The organism is Paenibacillus sp. MMS20-IR301 (assembly GCF_032302195.1).
Taxonomy (GTDB): Bacteria; Bacillota; Bacilli; order Paenibacillales; family Paenibacillaceae; genus Paenibacillus_AQ.
Genome location: NZ_CP135275.1, coordinates 6,027,648 through 6,044,075, shown reverse-complemented (window position 1 = coordinate 6,044,075; position 16,428 = coordinate 6,027,648). Strand labels below are relative to the sequence as shown.

The window sequence follows — 16,428 nt, the reverse complement described above, 5'->3', positions numbered from 1 at the left end:
ATGAGTACATGACAACGAGCAGAATCGCGCTTCTGTCCCTGCTCGGACTGGCCTTGTTATCCTCTTCAGTCCAAGCAGAAGCAGCCCCGCAACCAGAGCAGGGTTCTAAGCCGATATCCATTTATCTGGACGGGCAGCAGCTCCAGCCTGAAGCACCGCCGCTTAACATCAGCGGAACCGTGCTGGTTCCTGTCAGAGACCTGTTTGAAGCCCAGGGGGCTTCACTTACCTGGAACAATACGAGCAAGACTTTAACCGCCGTTAAAGGCAGTACAACGCTGACTTATACCATAGGCTCTGCTATAGCCCGGTTGAATGAACGAACCCTGGACCTGCCTGTACCCGGGCAGTTGTCGCAGGGCTACAGCATGGTTCCGCTGCGCTTCGTCAGCGAAGCTCTGGGCAGTACGGTAACTTGGCAATCCGCAGCGGGATCTGTCATCATCTCTTCGGCAGCAGCCCATGAGACCTCAGTGACCTGGGGGGTGAATCTGCGGAGCTTACCGGACTCAGACAGCGAAACTGCCAACCAGAAGCTGCTGCCCGCAGGCAGCAAGGTTCATGTGCTCCGTGAGGCCGGAGCCCTCTGGCTGGAAGTACAGACTGAAGATCATCTAACGGGGTATGTTTCTGCGAAGCCGAAATATACCGATTACAGAAGTAATTCACTTCTGCAGAAGCAGGGCGAGGCCCTGATCACTTACGGGAAGAAATATCTGAACACTCCCTATGAATTCGGCGCTTCACCGGACCAGACCGATACGTTCGACTGCTCCTCTTTTGTGAAACGTGTATTCGGGGATACCCTTTCGGTAGATCTTCCCCGTGTTTCTTATGATCAGGCACTGGAGGGCCGGGAGATCAGTCTGGATGAGCTGCGTACAGGAGATCTGCTGTTCTTCACCGCCCGGGGCCTTGATATCGGACATGTGGCTATCTATGCCGGTAACAACCGGCTGCTGCACACCTACTCCAAGGAGCAGGGTGTTCACATGGAAGATTTCAGCAGCCAGTGGAAGAAACGCTTTGTTACCGCACGCAGAATCCTCTAACTGTAGTCAGGCTCCACTTCCTTACAAAGACAGTGCGCTGGAATCCATACTATGCGTAACCCGGTTGCGGCCCTGCTCTTTGGAAGCGTAAAGCGCCTGGTCAGCCTTATGCAGAAGGCTTGCTTCCGGTTCCGGGTCCGCCCCGGTAAAGGTAGCAACGCCCAGGCTTGCTGTAATCCCGCCCATAACCCGTATAATTTCGGTATCCCAAACTGCATGTTCAATCTCATGACGTATATTCTCGGCAATCATTATAGATTCCGGGGCGTTAATGCCGGGGAGGAGGAGAACGAACTCTTCCCCGCCATACCTTGCGGCTATATCCTGCTCCCGGGAATGATAGCTCAGCAGGCTGCCCATCTGCTCCAGAACATGGTCTCCCATAGGATGGCCAAGGGTATCATTCACCCTCTTGAAGTGATCAATATCAAGAATCAGCAGGGAGAACGGCTCTCCCGACTCATCAGAACGCTTGATATGCTCCGTCAGCACCTCCTGGAAGTACCTTCTGTTCCGCAGCCCTGTAAGCTTGTCTGTAGTGGACAGCTCCACCAGTATGGCATTCAGCTCCAGCAGTTCACTCTGCTTCTGCTCAATCTCGGTATGCAGCTGCTTCAGCTTCGCGAGCGCCTGATCCTTCTCCCAGTATGCCTCTTCAATCTGCTTCTTGGCAGACCGCAACTCTTGCTCATAATCCATGCGCTTGGCCATCTGCACCAGAACACAATCAATGATCTCAATCCCCTCATTCTCATAACGCCTGCCGTTAAGAATGTAAGGGATGGACTGTCCGTTATGATCCTTCAAGCTGAGAAACAGCTCATCCACATGCCCGTTCAGATTGATATTCGGATAGAAATAGGAGTGAAACACAAGCCGGTTGGCTTTTGACATCAGCGATTCCAGATGTTTGCCTGCCAGGTCCTCCCGCTCATAGCCCATACTGTCCAGGAAGGTCTGATTCATCTCCGTAATCATACCTTCATGCGTTATAGCAACATACCCGCACGGAGCATATTCCAGTCTTTTATCCATAATCCCGTACCCTCTCCATAGTGCGCAATTGCGGCAAATCTATTGCAGAAATTCTCTAATCAGCGTAATTGTCTCTTCCGGGTGACTGATATGGGGATAATGGCCCTTGGCCTCCAGCTGGCGGAAGGTGCTGTTGCTTAAGTGTTTATGCAGATATTCTCCTGCTTCAAGCGGAACAATGCTGTCATCCGAGCACTGCATAATAAGAGTGGGCAATGTCGATTTGGACAGCTCTGCCCGGTGGTCCGACAGGAAGGTAACCTCTGCGAACTCTCTCGCGATCACAGGATCCCCCGCAATAAAGGTGCGCTCCAGATCCTTCGTCAGCTCCGGAAGCTCCGGATTTTTCATCGCCAGCGGTGCCATAAAGCTTGCCCAGCCGGCAAAGTTCATCTCCATCATTTCCAGCAGCTCAGCCACATCACTCCGCTCAAATCCGCCGTTATAGCCCTCGCTGTCATTCAGGTAACACGCGGAAGGCCCGATCATAATCAATTTGGCGAATAATTCCGGCCGTTCAATCGCTGCATGCATTCCAATCATTGAGCTGACGGAGTGGCCGATAAAGATGACATCCCTTAGCTGCAGCGCTTCCATCACATCGAGTGCATCCTGCACGTATCCGCCAAAGTCACCGTACTTCTCTTTGCTGTAAGCCGACAAATCCGAATTGCCTGAGCCGACATAATCAAACAGCACCAGCCGGTAGTTGTTCTCAAAGGCCGGGGTAATATATTGCCACATGCTCTGGTCACATCCGAATCCATGGGCAAATACGAGGGTCTGCTCCCCTTTTCCAATTATTCTTACCTTGTTTCTTGCAAGCACATTATTCATCTTCAACTGCTCCCTTTATTCATCACGATTCTTCCATTCTGAGGTGCAGACCAGCAAAGATCAAGCAAGTATTATGTGATTTCTCCGGTTGTTCCCCGGCAAAATTCCTGATGAATGCTGCTTCATATTCTATAAAATACTGCTCATTATTTGTTATATCGGTGCCAGCGTATTGAATGTTCAGATGCATCCGAAAAAAGCAGAGGCTGCCCTGTGCTTTTCTTTCTGCTCCTGACAGCGCCGGATAATCAATAGGACCGGAAGCAGCTGCCAGCAGGCGGCTATTTCCGGTCCTATATTTGTTCTATGCCTTGCGGACGAATTCCGACTTCAGCTTCATTGCGCCGAACCCGTCGATTTTGCAGTCGATATCATGATCGCCTTCTACCAGCCGGATATTCTTCACCTTGGTCCCTATCTTCAGAACGGACGAGCTGCCCTTAACCTTCAGGTCTTTAATTACGGTCACAGTATCACCATCGGCCAGAATATTGCCGTTTGAATCCTTAACTACCTTCTGCTCCTCACTGCTTCCCTGTTCTGAGTCCAGGGACCACTCATGTCCGCACTCCGGGCAGACCAGAAGCGCTCCGTCCTCATAAGTGTACGGGGAGCTGCACTGCGGGCAATTCGGCAATTCATTCATTAGTTCATGTCTCCATTTCTGCTTCGCACTAATTTGGGGATGATCCTGCTTAATTTTAACATATAGCTTGATAACGGGCGATAATTAAATTAATATCTAATTAGATTATCATTTAATTATAAAGCTGGTGGTTATCCATGATTATTTTAAACCGGAGCATCTCCCCTGGATCGGTCTCCTGGTCATTCACCAGCAGTATAACCGCCGGGGTATTGGTACGGCTGCCTTTCATGAGCTGGTAAGAATGTTCATACAGCAGGGCCTGGCCGCAGTCCGGCTGGCTGTTCAGCTGGAGAATACTGCCGGTGCAGCCTTCTGGACGCAGAATGGCTGTGTCCGGGTCAGAAGCGCCATCGATAACCACAATAATGAAGTAGATATCTACGAGAAGCAGTTTAAGTAAAAAGCGGCAGTGGTAATAATGGTAATGTAGCCTGTCCGGTACAGAATATCCTATAAGGAGTGAGTGCAGGCATGAAGCCATCCGATCCGGGCCAGCCTTCCACAGCAAGTGCTGAGTACTCAGAACTTGCGGACGAAACTATAGATGCCATTGAAGACCTGTCCGGCGTCCACCCCGGCTACCGCCGTGCCCATGCGAAGGGAATCTGTTGCCGGGGTTTCTTCCGGCCGAGCGGCCTGGGCGCGGGGCTCACCACTGCTGCCCATCTGCAGGAGCAGCAGGTGAACGCCGTGGTCCGGTTCTCCGGCAGCTCCACCGACCCGGCACTTGCCGACCTTCTCTCTCCGGCCAAAGGAATGGCCGTCCAGTTCCAGCTGCCTGGCGGCGGAGTGACCAATCTGGTTGGGGCGACGGTCCCTGTGTTTTTTGCCCGCACGCCTGAATCCTTTCTGGATATTATCCGCACATTACACCGCGCGCAGGCAGGCACCCTCGGAACGCTCGGGATGATCAAGGAGATTATGACCCATTTCAGCGAAAGCAAGTCCAGCCTGCTCGCCGTGAAGCAGCTGAAGCCGCCCGCAAGCTACGCCGAGAGCCATTATTACTGCATTCATGTCTATCTTCTGGAGGATTCGGCAGGAAGGGTCCGTCCGGTGAAGTTCGAGTGGGTGCCTGAAACGGGAGTGCGCACGTTATCGGCTGAGGCTGCGGCACAGCAGCCGGATAACTATCTGGAGGATGAGCTGGAGCTGCGGTTCAAGGATGAGGCGGCCATCTTCCAGCTGGCGGCTGTCCTCGGTGAAGAAGGGGATCCGACCGATGATCCGACCCGCACCTGGCCGGAGGACCGGCAGAGAATCGATCTCGGGCGGCTGCATATTTCGGAGATTATTCCGCAGCCGCCGGAGCTGGTCATGGACCCTGCGGCAGTTGCGCCGGGGATCCTGCTATCCGACGACCCGATTCTGAGCTTCCGCAGCGCAGCATACGCTGAATCCTATCACCGGCGGAGTGAAGGCAGATAGATAGTAATCCAGCTATACTGAGAGGAGCATTGTATGCGGCAGGCTATGATTATCATGAACCCCTCGTCCGGCAGAGCCGAAGCGCGGGATTATATAGAGGCAGCAGAAACAGCCCTGCATAGTGCGGGCTATCAGGTTACCACCCGGGAGACGGCTGCCGAAGGCGATGCTACAGCCTTCTGCCGGCTGGCTTGCCGGGAAGGCTATGACCTGGTAGTTGCCGTCGGCGGGGACGGCACCCTGCACGAGACCATGAACGGCCTCGCCGATCAGGAGTGCCGGCCGAAGCTTGCGGTTGTACCAATGGGAACGGTCAACGATTTCGCCCGGGCCCTGCAGATTCCGCTGAACCCTGCGGATGCTGTCCGTACGCTGTCTTCCTCCCGTGTGCAGCGTGTCGATATGGGCCGGCTGAATGACCGGCTGTTTGTCAATGTAGTAGCTGCCGGTTCACTGGCCGGCTCACTCTCTTCAGTTACCTCCGAGGACAAGACGCGGCTCGGTTTCCTCGCTTACCTGAAGGAGGGAATCAAGGAGCTGACCGGCAACCATGTTCATCCGCTGCGCATCACGTATGACGGGGAGACCTGGGAAGGCTCCTCCCCGCTTTTTCTCGCCGCGCTTACGAACTCGGTAGGCGGATTCGAGAAGCTGGCACCGGGCGCCGCCGTTGACGACGGGCTGCTCCACTGCTTCATCATTAAAGATCTCCATCTGCTGAACAGTGTAACCGTCAGCATTTCGCTCTTACTCGGCAATCTGCGGAATCATAAGGATGTTATTTATTTCACTGCCAGACAGGTCTCCGTTAGCTCTGCCGATCCGGTGAAAACCAATGTCGACGGTGAAGAAGGGCCTCCGCTGCCAATCACATTAAGTACAATTCCGCGTCATATCGAGGTTGTTGTTCCGGAACAGTGATCTGTGCAGGCGCTGGCCTGCTTATTCCCCGGACCGTATTTACATTACACCATGCAGCTCGGTGAAATCCTCATGCAGCGTCCATTCCAGCCGCCGCACCCATTCACGCTGCACCTCTTTGGGAGCAATCCGCAGCCGGTGCAGCACATTCCATACCTTATAGAGGCTGGCTGCCTTTAGCTGCTGCGGTGAGAAGGACAGCGGATGAACTGACAGGTAGCCTTCCATGAATGCTGCATTCAGCTCTGCCGCCCGTACGGGATAGTGCAGCTTCGTGAACCAGCAGACCCAGGCCACATCATTGAGCGGATTCCCCCATTCCGCCCATTCCCAATCCAGTACATGCAGCGCAGACTCCGGCTCGTAGAGCAGATTATGTACCCCGTAATCGCCATGCGTCAGAACCCAGGGCTGCTCCGGGTCTCCGGCAGCAGAAAGAAGCTGGACTGATTGCCTGCCCAGAGATTCCGGTACGAACTCTAACTTCCTGATCATTGGCGCAAGCCCGGGCCTGTTGCTGACCCGTATTCCTGATGCCTGCTGCACATACGGCCGTGAATGAATCTGGGCAGCCAGCAGCTGACCCATATTGCGGTAGATCCAGTCTGCCCTTGTCCAATCTCCCGCATCCAGTACAGACTGTGCATTCACGCCCCGCATACAGTCCATCACTATGACCCGCATCCCTTCCAGCAAGGATACATCATGCACTACCGGTGTATCGCAGCTGCCTTGCAGCAGCTTCATCACATTAATCTCATTGAGCGTATCCTCATTGGACAGATTGGATACTTTCGCCACAAGCTGCGGCTCCGTTCCTGTCATAAGGTAGGTGATATTCGTATATCCTCCTGTAAGCCGTTCCAGGCAGCAGCCATATCTTATTTCCAGCGCTCTGATGATATTAGCAATCATGATTGAAATCCCTCTCTTTTCCCTTCTTTCGACCCTATTCCAAGCATAGCACATACTCCTGTTTATCTTGGAACAAGGCTTTTTGCACAAGTAGTTCTCTGCTCCTATCTCTACCCCCTTCCAGGGCAAAGAGGGGTGTTCAGGAAGCCATGACACGGCTTCCTGAACACCCCTTCGACACTAACTGCAGTTTATGATAATTCATGATTGCGGCAGAAACATAGGACGTCAGGCTTAACTGCTTCCTTAACTCCGCTCCGAACGGTACAGCTTGTGCAGCAGCACCATCTGTCCGATATGATAGGCATTATGCGTAGCCGCGTTGCTGACGATCTCCCACCACGCAGCCGGCTCCGGGAAGCCGTTCACTTGCTGCTCCAGCGCCTGCACCTCCAGCAGGGATTGCCATTGCAATAACGTCTGCAGCAGCTCCGCACGCAGATCACTGAAGGCGATACCGGCAGGAAGCTCAAAGCTGCGGTTATTATCGCCGATTGGGGGCACGGCATCGACCTGCCCCGCACGGTACCTGGTCTGCCAGGTCTTATTCCAGTAGAGCAAGTGCTGAGTAAGCTCAGCAATGCTGCTCAGTCCCGCTCCCGGTTTCCAGAAAGCCTCCTCCTCCGTAACCGATTCTACGGCCTGCAGGAACGGAAGATGCCAGCTGGGATCATTCGCGTTTGCCAGCAGCTGATTAGCCAGCACATCCTTGGCATGAACCATACTTCCCACTCTCCTCTCCTGCTGAAAATATCATAATCCGGGCATTATAAATCAGGTAAAATTCTTCTAAAGATAAAGTTCTCCGCCCCGGCCGGGATGCAATTCTTATTTCTCCGAAGGGGTGTAGTCACTTAACTTGCCGTAATATATAAGCTGCAGGCGTTCACTTTGGCGGAAGTCATCCGGTGTAACAAGCGCCGGAAGCTTGTTCCATAGCCTGATGCCCGAACGCTCCAGAATCTCAGCAACAAACTGCGAGCAGAAATAAGAATTGCTGAATTCCACCGGCTCTTTCAGCGCAATGCCGATGACGCCGAGGATATTGTAGAGATACTTCTGGCGGCTGCGGATGAAGACCTGCAGCACCCGCTTCATTTTCTCCACCTCACGGACCGTAACCTTCAGCTCATAAATGACACAGGTGGTACCGGGATATTTACTGTAGGTGCCGGTATGGATATCCTCCCGCACGAACCCGCCGTTCAGCGGATTAGCCGGATGCTTTCGCCCGAAGCTGTACAGCTCCGACAGCTCCCGGTTGAACGAGATAGAGGCATGGTTATACGGAGCCTTGGTATAGCCCTGAATCAGCCTTGTGAAGAGGGTGCCTGTATTGGTGAGCAGGATATAGACGGAGTGTTCTGCTGACATTTGCAATTTTCCCCTTATCAAGTCAGTTGATTTACTTCATAATAAGCTGGACACTCCGTTTATTCTAACATAAAATTCCTGTAATAGAATTCTACCCCGAGATAAGTTGGTGATTCCTGATGGACCGTTCGCTACATACGTTTATTCTGATTTTTGCAGCGTTATCTGTTATTCATTTATTGTATATTGTAGTCAGCCGACTGCAGAAGGACAAGGATTATACCGGTATCGGCTTCCGGATCAAAACCTGGTGGGGCATGCTGTTCATCTTCTGCCTGGCTACCGTGTCCGGCGCTGTTGTCTCCCTGCTGTCGCTGATGGTGCTGAGCTTCTTTGCCCTGAAGGAGTATTTCTCGATGATCCGGACCCGGAAAGCGGACCGCAGGCTGTTCCTGTGGGCATACCTGTCTATTCCCCTGCAATTCTACTGGGTCTATATCGAGTGGTACGGGATGTTCATCGTCTTCATTCCGGTCTATGTGTTCCTGCTGCTCCCGCTGCCAAGGCTGATCAACAAGGGAACGCTCGGCTTCCTGCGCAGTGTCAGCGCTACCCAGTGGGGACTGATGCTGATGGTCTTCGGGCTGAGCCATCTGGCATACTTCCAGTTCGCTACGCCGCAGTACGGGGCCGGACTGGTCCTCTTCCTGGTCGTGCTGACCCAGCTGAATGATGCCATTCACTATCTGGCCTCGATCTATTTCGGCAAACACAAAATTGTCACTACCTCAAACCCCTACTTAACCTGGGAAGGCTTCGCCTGCGCATTCGTTGTAACTACAGCGGTATCCTATCTGATCTATCCTTACCTCACGCCGCTGAATCCATCCTTCGGTTATCTCTCCGGCATGCTGATCAGCCTCAGCGGCTTCTTCGGCAGCCTGACTGTATCTGTGCTGAAGCGTGATTTGCTGATCGGTGATGATGATAAATTCGCCGCGCTTAAGAAAAGCTACCTCAGCCGGATCGATAGCCTTACCTATACTGCACCCGTGTTCTTTCATGTGATCCGCTATTTCTTCGACTTCATGTAGGAGCAGGCTGGACTGCCCATGTTCCTGAACGCAAAAACAGAGACGATCCGTTAATCCGGGTCGTCTCTGTTTCATTATCCGTCTTAGTTTGTGCTTGTGCCTGCGCCGTCAGGAGCTGTAGTGCCCGCATCCGCCGGCTTGGTTGTACCTGCATCGGCTGGCTTCGTAGTGCCTGCGTCTGCCGGCTTCGTGGTGCCTGCATCCGCTGGTCTTGTCGTGCCGGCATCTGCCGGCGGTGTTCCGCCGCCGCCTTGACCGCGGTTACCCCGGCCTCCGCCGAATCCGCCGCCTCCGCCGCCAGGACCGCCCATGCTGCTTCCGCCTGTGGTTACTCCCGATTCATTGACCCAGGTCACACTGCCGGTGATGTCGAAGGTAACATACTTAGTGCCTCCGCTGTATTCGCCGTCCGTATACAATCCGTCTTTGGCTGTTCCGGCAGAAGAGCCTCCGGTATAGATGGTGTACGAACCGTCTTTGAGTTCAGGAGAGCTAACAACGACCGACTGGAAGCTCTTCGATGGAGTGAAGGTCAGAATATTATTTCCGTCTGCGTCCTCCAGATGAACCATCGTTCCAGCCTGCTGTGTGTCTGAGAAGAGCATGCTTACCGAATACTGGCCGGAGTCTTCCCCAGGAGCCTGGGCCATACCGGATGCGCCTGCTGCTACCAAATATCCGCCCGTCATGTTGAAGGTTCCGTCATAATCCAGCGCTCCGTTGCCGGAATTCTCAGGGCCGTTAACGATTGCCGTCCCGCCGGTCATCGTAACGGATCCGTTGGAATCAAGACCGTCGCCTGCCGCATCTACGCTCAGGTAGCCGCCGCTGATCGTCAGCATATTGCTGCCTGTGCTGGTGAACTGATCCTGTCCTTGGGTTCCGCCGGCATTCGCATTACTGTCATTACCGCCGGCGACATTGACACCGTCGTCAGAGGCCACAACGTGGATCTCACCGCCGGATATCGTAATATCCGCTCCTTCAATGCCTTCATAGCTCTTAGTAATATTGATTGTTCCGCCGGATATGGAGGTCAGGGCATCGGCATGGATTCCATCATCGCCTGTAGCCATCTCGAATTGCCCGTCCGTTATGGATACACTGCTGTTACTGTGCAGCGCATCATCCGCAGCATCAATGGTGAAGGTTCCGCCGTTTATGGTGAGGTCACCGCCTGCTTTCAGTCCTTTGGCGCTTGTGGATTCAGTTTCTGTTGCAGCCGTATCCGTAGTGGTGGCAGTGTCTGCCGCTGCAGCTGCGGTCTGATCTGCAGCAGCTGGCGCTGCATCCATCGCAGGCGGAGTGCCTCCCGCTTCTCCCTGTTCAGGGAAGGTTCCGGCATCCGGCCGCTGGCCGAAGCCGCCGCCCATACCCATGCCGCCTTGATCGCCCGTCTTCACTTCCGCATTCACATTCCCGCCGCCAGTTACCATGGTATAGGTCCCGCCGTCGATCACAGCTGCGGTCTCAGCCTGAATCCCGTCATTGCCGGCCGTAATGTCGAAGGTTCCTGCCGCAATTGCAATGAAGCCCTTATCCGCATCCTTGTCATTGGTTGACTTAATGCCGTCACCCTCAGCCGTAATCGTAATTGTACCGTCCTGTACTGCGATCAGGTCTTTACCGACGATGCCATCATCCGCAGCCTTCACTTCAATCGTGCCGGACATAATTTTCAGATCATCCTTGCTGGTGATGCCGTCATTGTAATTGCCCGTTACCGTGAGCTTGCCGGTGCCGTTGATGGTCAGATCCGCTTTGCTGAAGACCGCTGCGCTAGGCTCATCCGTAGCTGCATCTGCAAATACATAATCCGCTCCGTCAGTCACACTGTTCTCTGTACCTTCCTGCAGAGTGATGACAACCTTACCCGCTTCCTTGATATAGACAGGAGCGCTGTCGCTGTTACTCAGCTGTGCACCGTTCAGGACCAGATGCACGGTTCCTTTTACCTGCTCATCAACGATTACCTGTCCATCGCTGAGCGTGCCGCTGAGGACATAAGTGCCTGCCTCCGTAATGGTTACCGTACCGTCCGCAGCCGCTGCGCCTGAACCATCAACCGCAGCGCTGGTACCCGACAATGTAATTGCTGTCGAATCCGCCTCCGACCAGGCTGTGGCCGTATCCTCTTCATCAAAGCTCATAAGATCCGTAAGCTTCACACTTGCCAGCTGCACAGAGGCAGAGGTGCTGCTCTGGCCGGCCGTGACCGCTGTTACCGCCGTGTTACTTGCTGTATTTGTGGCCGCATTGGTACTGCAGGCCGACATCACGGCGGCGCATAACAGAACGAGTCCGATTTTGCTTCCCAGTAATAAGTTTTTCATATGTCATCGTTCCCTTCCGGTCTTAAATTAATATTCATTCATGGCCGGAGCCATGGTCAGTGAGAGATCAAGGTTCCCGTTGCGTGTACGGATAGCGTCTAGGAAATCCTTCTGGCTTACTTGTTCATTAATCGTTACGGCATAGACCAGCTCATACAGGCTGCCGAGTTCAGTCGTTCTGATCTTCTTAAGCTCATAAGCAACGCCAAATTTATTGAAGACTTCCGCGAAAGCCTCCTCATAGCCCAGATTCTCGGGGATGGTTACTTTCAGTGTTTTTTGCTGCGACTTCTTGAGGCCAAAGCCTGTACGGTTAAGCACGACCATCAGGATGCAGAGTACCAGGGTGAACAGTACCGCGTAACCGAAGGACCCTACCCCGCAGGCAAGACCGGAGGCCATAGTGAACAATACAAAGGTGATATCCTTCGGATCGCCGGGGGCGCTTCTGAACCGGATGATGGAGAAGGCGCCGGCAAGGCTGAACGCCCGGGCAACGTTACTGCCGATGAGCAGAATGATGATGGCGACAATTACGGGCAGCAGGACCATCGTCAGTACGAAGCTCTGTGAATATCCGGCCGGGCTCGTCTTCATGTAGGTGTAGCTGATGAGTCCGCCAAGGGCAATGGAGATCAATATGGTTAAAATAGCATTAGTGAATGTTAGCTCCGTAGTGGTCAGGGCTGCGGAAAAAATGGAATCAAGCATATAGGACACTCTCTCTTTCTGCTTTGCTGTTCTTCAGCATTTTTTTATATTCATTGCCGTATTTGGAGAAGCTGGTGCGGTACATCTGATGCTCGGAGAGCTTTTTGGCCAGCCAGACCGGAATCGTCTTCTCGGCCTTCACTTCCATCAGCCATTGGCCCGGCTCCAGCAGCTCCTCACCGTATATGCCGTGCTCCATCTTCAGATCGTACCGCCGGCAGCGGATATTCGTATCAAAGGTGATGCGCAGATCGCGGTTATTTTTGCAGAACATCGCTTTGCGGTCGTAAGACAGGTACAGCTTCGGCTGCAGATCATAACGGGTTAATAAGTACTTGATCTCCTCGATGACCTGCTTGTTCATATAGCTTTTGAATTCCGGCTCAAGGCCGCTTGCGACGAAATCATAGGCTTCATTCAGCTTGAGCGAGGTTCTTCTTTTGTTGACCAGGCCGAATACTTTTTTCTTAATCTCCAGGTAAACCTTGGTGTCACCGTTAGGAACGCCGTAGGCTCTGATCCGGAGCTTCTCCTTGTATTTCGGCTTGGCCAGGCTGCTGCGGATCAGGGAATCATGCGGTGTGTCATAATACAGGTTAGTGATGGAATAGTACTCATGCTGTTTGTTGTACTCATCAGGCTCCATATATTCCAGCAGCTCATTATAGAGTTTGTGGTAGGACTCGGTGTCGAACAAATATTTGTTCTCGTAACGGTTGAAGACTTCGATCGCCATGGGGTTCAGATCCTTTCAGGGAATGTATTGGATGCTGCATTTATCTGCTATGTCATGTATGTCCCGCTTGCTTATGAATGTATCTTAGCCCCCGAACCTTTAATGAATCTTAAATGGATTTACACTGCCTTAACTTTTTTACACAGCGATAACAATTCATGAATGCCTTCTATAATAGGGCCGGAAAGGCCGCATATAGTTAAGGTTGATTAAAGGTAATCTTGATATAATGGCGTAAGCCACAAGCACATTACTTATGTAGAGGATGGATAATCCCATGAGAATATTAATTGTAGAAGACGAGCAGCATCTGGCCGAGGCCTTAACGCAAATATTGAAAAAGCATAATTATTCCGTAGATGCGGTGCATGACGGCAGATCGGGACTGGACTTTGCACAGAGCGGTATCTATGATCTGCTGCTGCTCGATATCATGATGCCGGAGATGGACGGAATTACCGTACTGAAAACGCTGCGGAAGGAAGGGATCTCCACACCGGTCATTATGCTGACGGCCAAGGGCGAGATTACCGACATGGTAACGGGGCTGGATTACGGGGCTGATGACTACATCGCCAAGCCGTTTGCCTCGGAGGAGCTGCTGGCGAGAATCCGGGCTGCCCTGCGGCGTAAAGGGGAAGTGATTCCTGACGATGCCCTGAAGTTCGGTGATATCGAGCTGAATACGGCGAATCCGAAGCTGACGGTCAAGGGCAAGGAGATGAAGCTGAACCTTAAGGAGACCGAGCTCCTGGAGCTGCTGATCCTGCGGAAGCAGGCTGTAACCTCGAAGGAGCAGATTATCGAGAAGCTGTGGGGCTTCGATTCCGAAGCGGAGCATAATAACGTGGAGGTCTATATCTCTTTTTTGCGGAAAAAGCTTACCTTCCTTAACTCCGGGGTGCGGATCAGCACAATCCGGGGCGTCGGGTACGTGTTAGAGGTGAGCTCCTGATGTTCAACAAACTCAGAAACCGCTTCCTGATTGTCAATCTGGTTACCATTTCTGTCATGATGCTGATTGCCTTCGCCTCCATCTATATCATCATGTATGTGAATGTGCAGAATGACATTAATATGGACCTGCACCGGATCGCTGACTATCAGCAAAAAGGACCGGGTGATGCGGGCCGGCCTGGCGGCGGGGGCGAGGGTGGCGGCGGTATCGGCGGTGCTAGCGGCGGGATTCCCCAAGATAAAGGGCCGCTGGACGGCAGCCAGCCTCCGGAACGTTCCATTTCCTTCACGGTCATCGCGGATGCGGAAGGGAATCTGACGGACAAGGAATCCAAATTCACGATGGATGATGAATTCTATACAGCCGCGCTGGCGAAGGCGCTGGACAACGGCAAGGATACCGGAAGATTCACCCTGGATGACAGCCGCTGGATCTACATGATTAAGCATAACAGCAGCGAGAAGATTGTCGTCTTCCTGGACATCACCGCCCAGCAAAAAATCCTCACCAACCTGATCTACACCTTCACTGCGGTCGGGCTGCTGATGCTGATTATTCTGTACTTCACCAGCCGTTTCTTCGCGAACCGCTCCATTGCGCCGGTCCGGGAGGCTTTTGAGAAGCAGAAGCAGTTCATCGCCGATGCCTCCCATGAGCTGAAGACACCGCTGACCATCATCAACACCAACGCGGATGTACTGCTCTCCAACAGTGACGATACGATTCATAACCAGGCGAAGTGGCTGCAGTATATCAAGTCGGAGACCCGGCGGATGACCCGGCTGACCAATGATCTGCTCTATCTGACGGAGATGGATGATTCCCGGACCGGGATGGTTCACAGCAAATTCAACATGAGCGATGCGGTGGAGAATATTATTTTGACTATGGAGGCCGTAATATTCGAGAAAAACATCGCCTTCGACTACAACATCGAACCCGGCCTGACCGTAACGGGCAACAGCGAGCAGATCAAGCAGGTGGTCATGATTCTGCTCGACAATGCCGTGAAATACACAAATCCCAAGGGTGCGGTAACCATTGCGCTCCAAAAGCAAAACAGCGACGTCCTCCTCTCCGTCTCAAACACCGGGGAAGGCATCGCCGCCGAGCATCTGACGCGGATCTTTGACCGCTTCTACCGCACGGACACCTCAAGAGCCCGCAAGCAGGGCGGCTACGGTCTCGGTCTCGCGATTGCAAAATCGATTGTGGACCAGCATAAAGGAAAGATTTACGCGAAGAGTGCGGCCGGGGAGTCTGCCACGTTCTATGTACAGCTGCCTTGAGGGGGACAACCCGCTAATGAATATGATAACGTTAGGGTATGACTGATAATTTGAGGAAAGGTGCGTGCTTACTCTTATGCAGCCTATTGGACCTGATGCAGACGCTATTCATCCGAATCCCCTTATCAAGCAAGTCCGGTTCATCAAAAATACCGTTACCCGCGCGGGAATCATCGCCGGAGATTACTCTTACTACGATGATCCTGACGAGTCGGTCTCCTTCGAGAGCCGGGTCACCCACCACTACGATTTCATCGGCGATAAGCTGATCATCGGCAAATTCTGCGCGATCGCCCGCGGAACCGAATTCATCATGAACGGGGCCAATCACCGGATGGGCTCGGTGACTACCTATCCCTTCAACATTATGGGCGGCGGCTGGGAGAAGGCCGTGCCGGAGCTGGCGGAGCTACCCTACAAGGGCGATACCGTCATCGGCAACGATGTCTGGATCGGCCAGAATGCCACGATCATGCCCGGGGTAACGATTGGCGACGGCGCCATCATCGCCGCTAACGCTACCGTAACCAGAGATGTGCCTCCGTACCACATTGCCGGCGGCAATCCGGCCCGGGTTCTGCGGCAGCGCTTCAGCGATGAGCTGATTCAGCTGCTGCTGAAGCTGCGGTGGTGGGACTGGAGCGCCGAGAAGATTACGGCAAATCTTGAAGTACTGTGCAGCAGTGATCTGGAGCGGATCAAGGGCCTGGCAGAGGGAGACTGACTGGTCCCAGGGAATCCGGGGCTGTAAGTGCTTCACGGTCTCAGGGGAATCCGGCAGCCTGGCGTATACAACAAAGGGTGTCCTACTAGCCGTATTAGGCTAGGGACACCCTTTATTGCGGGATGAATACCGGTGTGATTGACTGCGGGCGTTCTGCAGGCACTTTGAAACGCATCTTCATGCTCCGGCGCTTCCTTGCGGACTCGGACTGAGAAGCCGTTATTGGGGCAAAATCCGCCATTTTACAGGTTACACGGACTCAGATGCTCTTATCTGACCGGCTTACCGTTGTTTCGGGCTCCAAAGCACAAAATAACGGCTCCTGAGTCCGTAACAAGCAGAAAAGCCGGCTTTTGGGCAAAATAAGGTCCTCTGTGTCCGTTCCACTCTGGCAAATGCAGATTAGCCGCAGCACAGCACGGAACATTATGA

At 53.2% G+C, this 16,428-nt stretch carries 17 protein-coding genes; 8 read left to right on the top strand and 9 right to left on the bottom strand.

The annotated features are described in order from the left end of the window. Positions 1-8: 8 nt before the first annotated feature. The gene (locus LOS79_RS25935; RefSeq protein ID WP_315413454.1) at positions 9-1,052 is read left to right on the top strand and encodes a C40 family peptidase; all 1,044 of its coding nucleotides are present in this window, start codon (positions 9-11) and stop codon (positions 1,050-1,052) included. 21 nt (positions 1,053-1,073) lie between these two features. On the opposite strand, the gene LOS79_RS25930 is transcribed toward LOS79_RS25935, so the two are convergent. The 3 genes from LOS79_RS25930 to LOS79_RS25920 form a co-directional block, all read right to left on the bottom strand. Further along, entirely contained in the window at positions 1,074-2,087 is a 1,014-nt protein-coding gene (locus LOS79_RS25930) for a sensor domain-containing diguanylate cyclase (RefSeq protein ID WP_315413452.1), read from the bottom strand. 39 nt (positions 2,088-2,126) lie between these two features. Then, a complete protein-coding gene (locus tag LOS79_RS25925) occupies positions 2,127-2,924 on the bottom strand; it encodes an alpha/beta fold hydrolase (protein ID WP_315413450.1) in 798 nt (265 codons plus the stop codon). Positions 2,925-3,228: 304 nt separating this feature from the next. Then, positions 3,229-3,570 carry a zinc ribbon domain-containing protein YjdM gene (locus tag LOS79_RS25920; protein ID WP_315413448.1) on the bottom strand — a complete coding sequence of 114 codons (342 nt, stop codon included), beginning with the start codon at positions 3,568-3,570 and terminating at the stop codon, positions 3,229-3,231. A 127-nt stretch (positions 3,571-3,697) separates the two neighbouring features. Between LOS79_RS25920 and LOS79_RS25915 the strand changes: the two genes are divergently transcribed. The 3 genes from LOS79_RS25915 (at position 3,698) to LOS79_RS25905 (ending at position 5,922) form a co-directional block, all read left to right on the top strand. After that, positions 3,698-3,973 carry a GNAT family N-acetyltransferase gene (locus LOS79_RS25915; protein WP_315413446.1) on the top strand — a complete coding sequence of 92 codons (276 nt, stop codon included), beginning with the start codon at positions 3,698-3,700 and terminating at the stop codon, positions 3,971-3,973. A gap of 71 nt (positions 3,974-4,044) precedes the next feature. After that, positions 4,045-5,001, top strand: coding sequence for a catalase family peroxidase (locus LOS79_RS25910; RefSeq protein WP_315413444.1), 957 nt, complete (start codon positions 4,045-4,047; stop codon positions 4,999-5,001). Between the two features lie 45 nt (positions 5,002-5,046). Further along, the gene (locus tag LOS79_RS25905) at positions 5,047-5,922 is read left to right on the top strand and encodes a diacylglycerol/lipid kinase family protein (RefSeq protein ID WP_315413442.1); all 876 of its coding nucleotides are present in this window, start codon (positions 5,047-5,049) and stop codon (positions 5,920-5,922) included. A 39-nt stretch (positions 5,923-5,961) separates the two neighbouring features. Here the strand turns inward: LOS79_RS25905 and LOS79_RS25900 are convergent, their stop codons facing one another. The 3 genes from LOS79_RS25900 to LOS79_RS25890 all read right to left on the bottom strand — a co-directional run bounded on the left by LOS79_RS25900 (position 5,962) and on the right by LOS79_RS25890 (position 8,211). Further along, positions 5,962-6,837 (bottom strand): phosphotransferase family protein, encoded by an 876-nt coding sequence (locus LOS79_RS25900; RefSeq protein WP_315413440.1) that lies wholly within the window; start codon positions 6,835-6,837, stop codon positions 5,962-5,964. 246 nt (positions 6,838-7,083) lie between these two features. Further along, positions 7,084-7,560, bottom strand: a complete 477-nt coding sequence (locus LOS79_RS25895; protein WP_315422458.1) for a DinB family protein — start codon at positions 7,558-7,560, stop codon at positions 7,084-7,086. A 105-nt stretch (positions 7,561-7,665) separates the two neighbouring features. Then, positions 7,666-8,211, bottom strand: coding sequence for a hypothetical protein (locus LOS79_RS25890; RefSeq protein WP_315413439.1), 546 nt, complete (start codon positions 8,209-8,211; stop codon positions 7,666-7,668). Positions 8,212-8,330: 119 nt separating this feature from the next. On the opposite strand from LOS79_RS25890, the gene LOS79_RS25885 reads away from it, so the two are divergent. Beyond that, a complete protein-coding gene (locus LOS79_RS25885; RefSeq protein ID WP_315413438.1) occupies positions 8,331-9,245 on the top strand; it encodes a phosphatidate cytidylyltransferase in 915 nt (304 codons plus the stop codon). 83 nt (positions 9,246-9,328) lie between these two features. On the opposite strand, the gene LOS79_RS25880 is transcribed toward LOS79_RS25885, so the two are convergent. From LOS79_RS25880 to LOS79_RS25870, 3 genes are read right to left on the bottom strand one after another with little or no spacing between them, the layout of a single operon-like run. Continuing rightward, positions 9,329-11,578 carry a carbohydrate-binding domain-containing protein gene (locus LOS79_RS25880; protein WP_315413436.1) on the bottom strand — a complete coding sequence of 750 codons (2,250 nt, stop codon included), beginning with the start codon at positions 11,576-11,578 and terminating at the stop codon, positions 9,329-9,331. A 27-nt stretch (positions 11,579-11,605) separates the two neighbouring features. Beyond that, complete coding sequence (locus LOS79_RS25875; RefSeq protein WP_315413434.1) at positions 11,606-12,289, bottom strand: DUF4956 domain-containing protein; 684 nt, start codon at positions 12,287-12,289, stop codon at positions 11,606-11,608. Continuing rightward, positions 12,282-13,025: a polyphosphate polymerase domain-containing protein gene (locus tag LOS79_RS25870; protein WP_315413433.1), complete on the bottom strand. Its 744-nt coding sequence runs from the start codon at positions 13,023-13,025 to the stop codon at positions 12,282-12,284. Before LOS79_RS25870 ends, LOS79_RS25875 begins: the two co-directional genes overlap by 8 nt. Before the next feature lie 277 nt (positions 13,026-13,302). On the opposite strand from LOS79_RS25870, the gene LOS79_RS25865 reads away from it, so the two are divergent. The 3 genes from LOS79_RS25865 to LOS79_RS25855 all read left to right on the top strand — a co-directional run bounded on the left by LOS79_RS25865 (position 13,303) and on the right by LOS79_RS25855 (position 15,996). Beyond that, complete coding sequence (locus tag LOS79_RS25865) at positions 13,303-13,980, top strand: response regulator transcription factor (protein WP_315413432.1); 678 nt, start codon at positions 13,303-13,305, stop codon at positions 13,978-13,980. After that, entirely contained in the window at positions 13,980-15,272 is a 1,293-nt protein-coding gene (locus LOS79_RS25860; RefSeq protein WP_315413431.1) for a sensor histidine kinase, read from the top strand. Before LOS79_RS25865 ends, LOS79_RS25860 begins: the two co-directional genes overlap by 1 nt. A gap of 76 nt (positions 15,273-15,348) precedes the next feature. Then, positions 15,349-15,996, top strand: coding sequence for a Vat family streptogramin A O-acetyltransferase (locus LOS79_RS25855; RefSeq protein ID WP_315413430.1), 648 nt, complete (start codon positions 15,349-15,351; stop codon positions 15,994-15,996). The last annotated feature ends 432 nt before the right edge of the window (positions 15,997-16,428 follow it).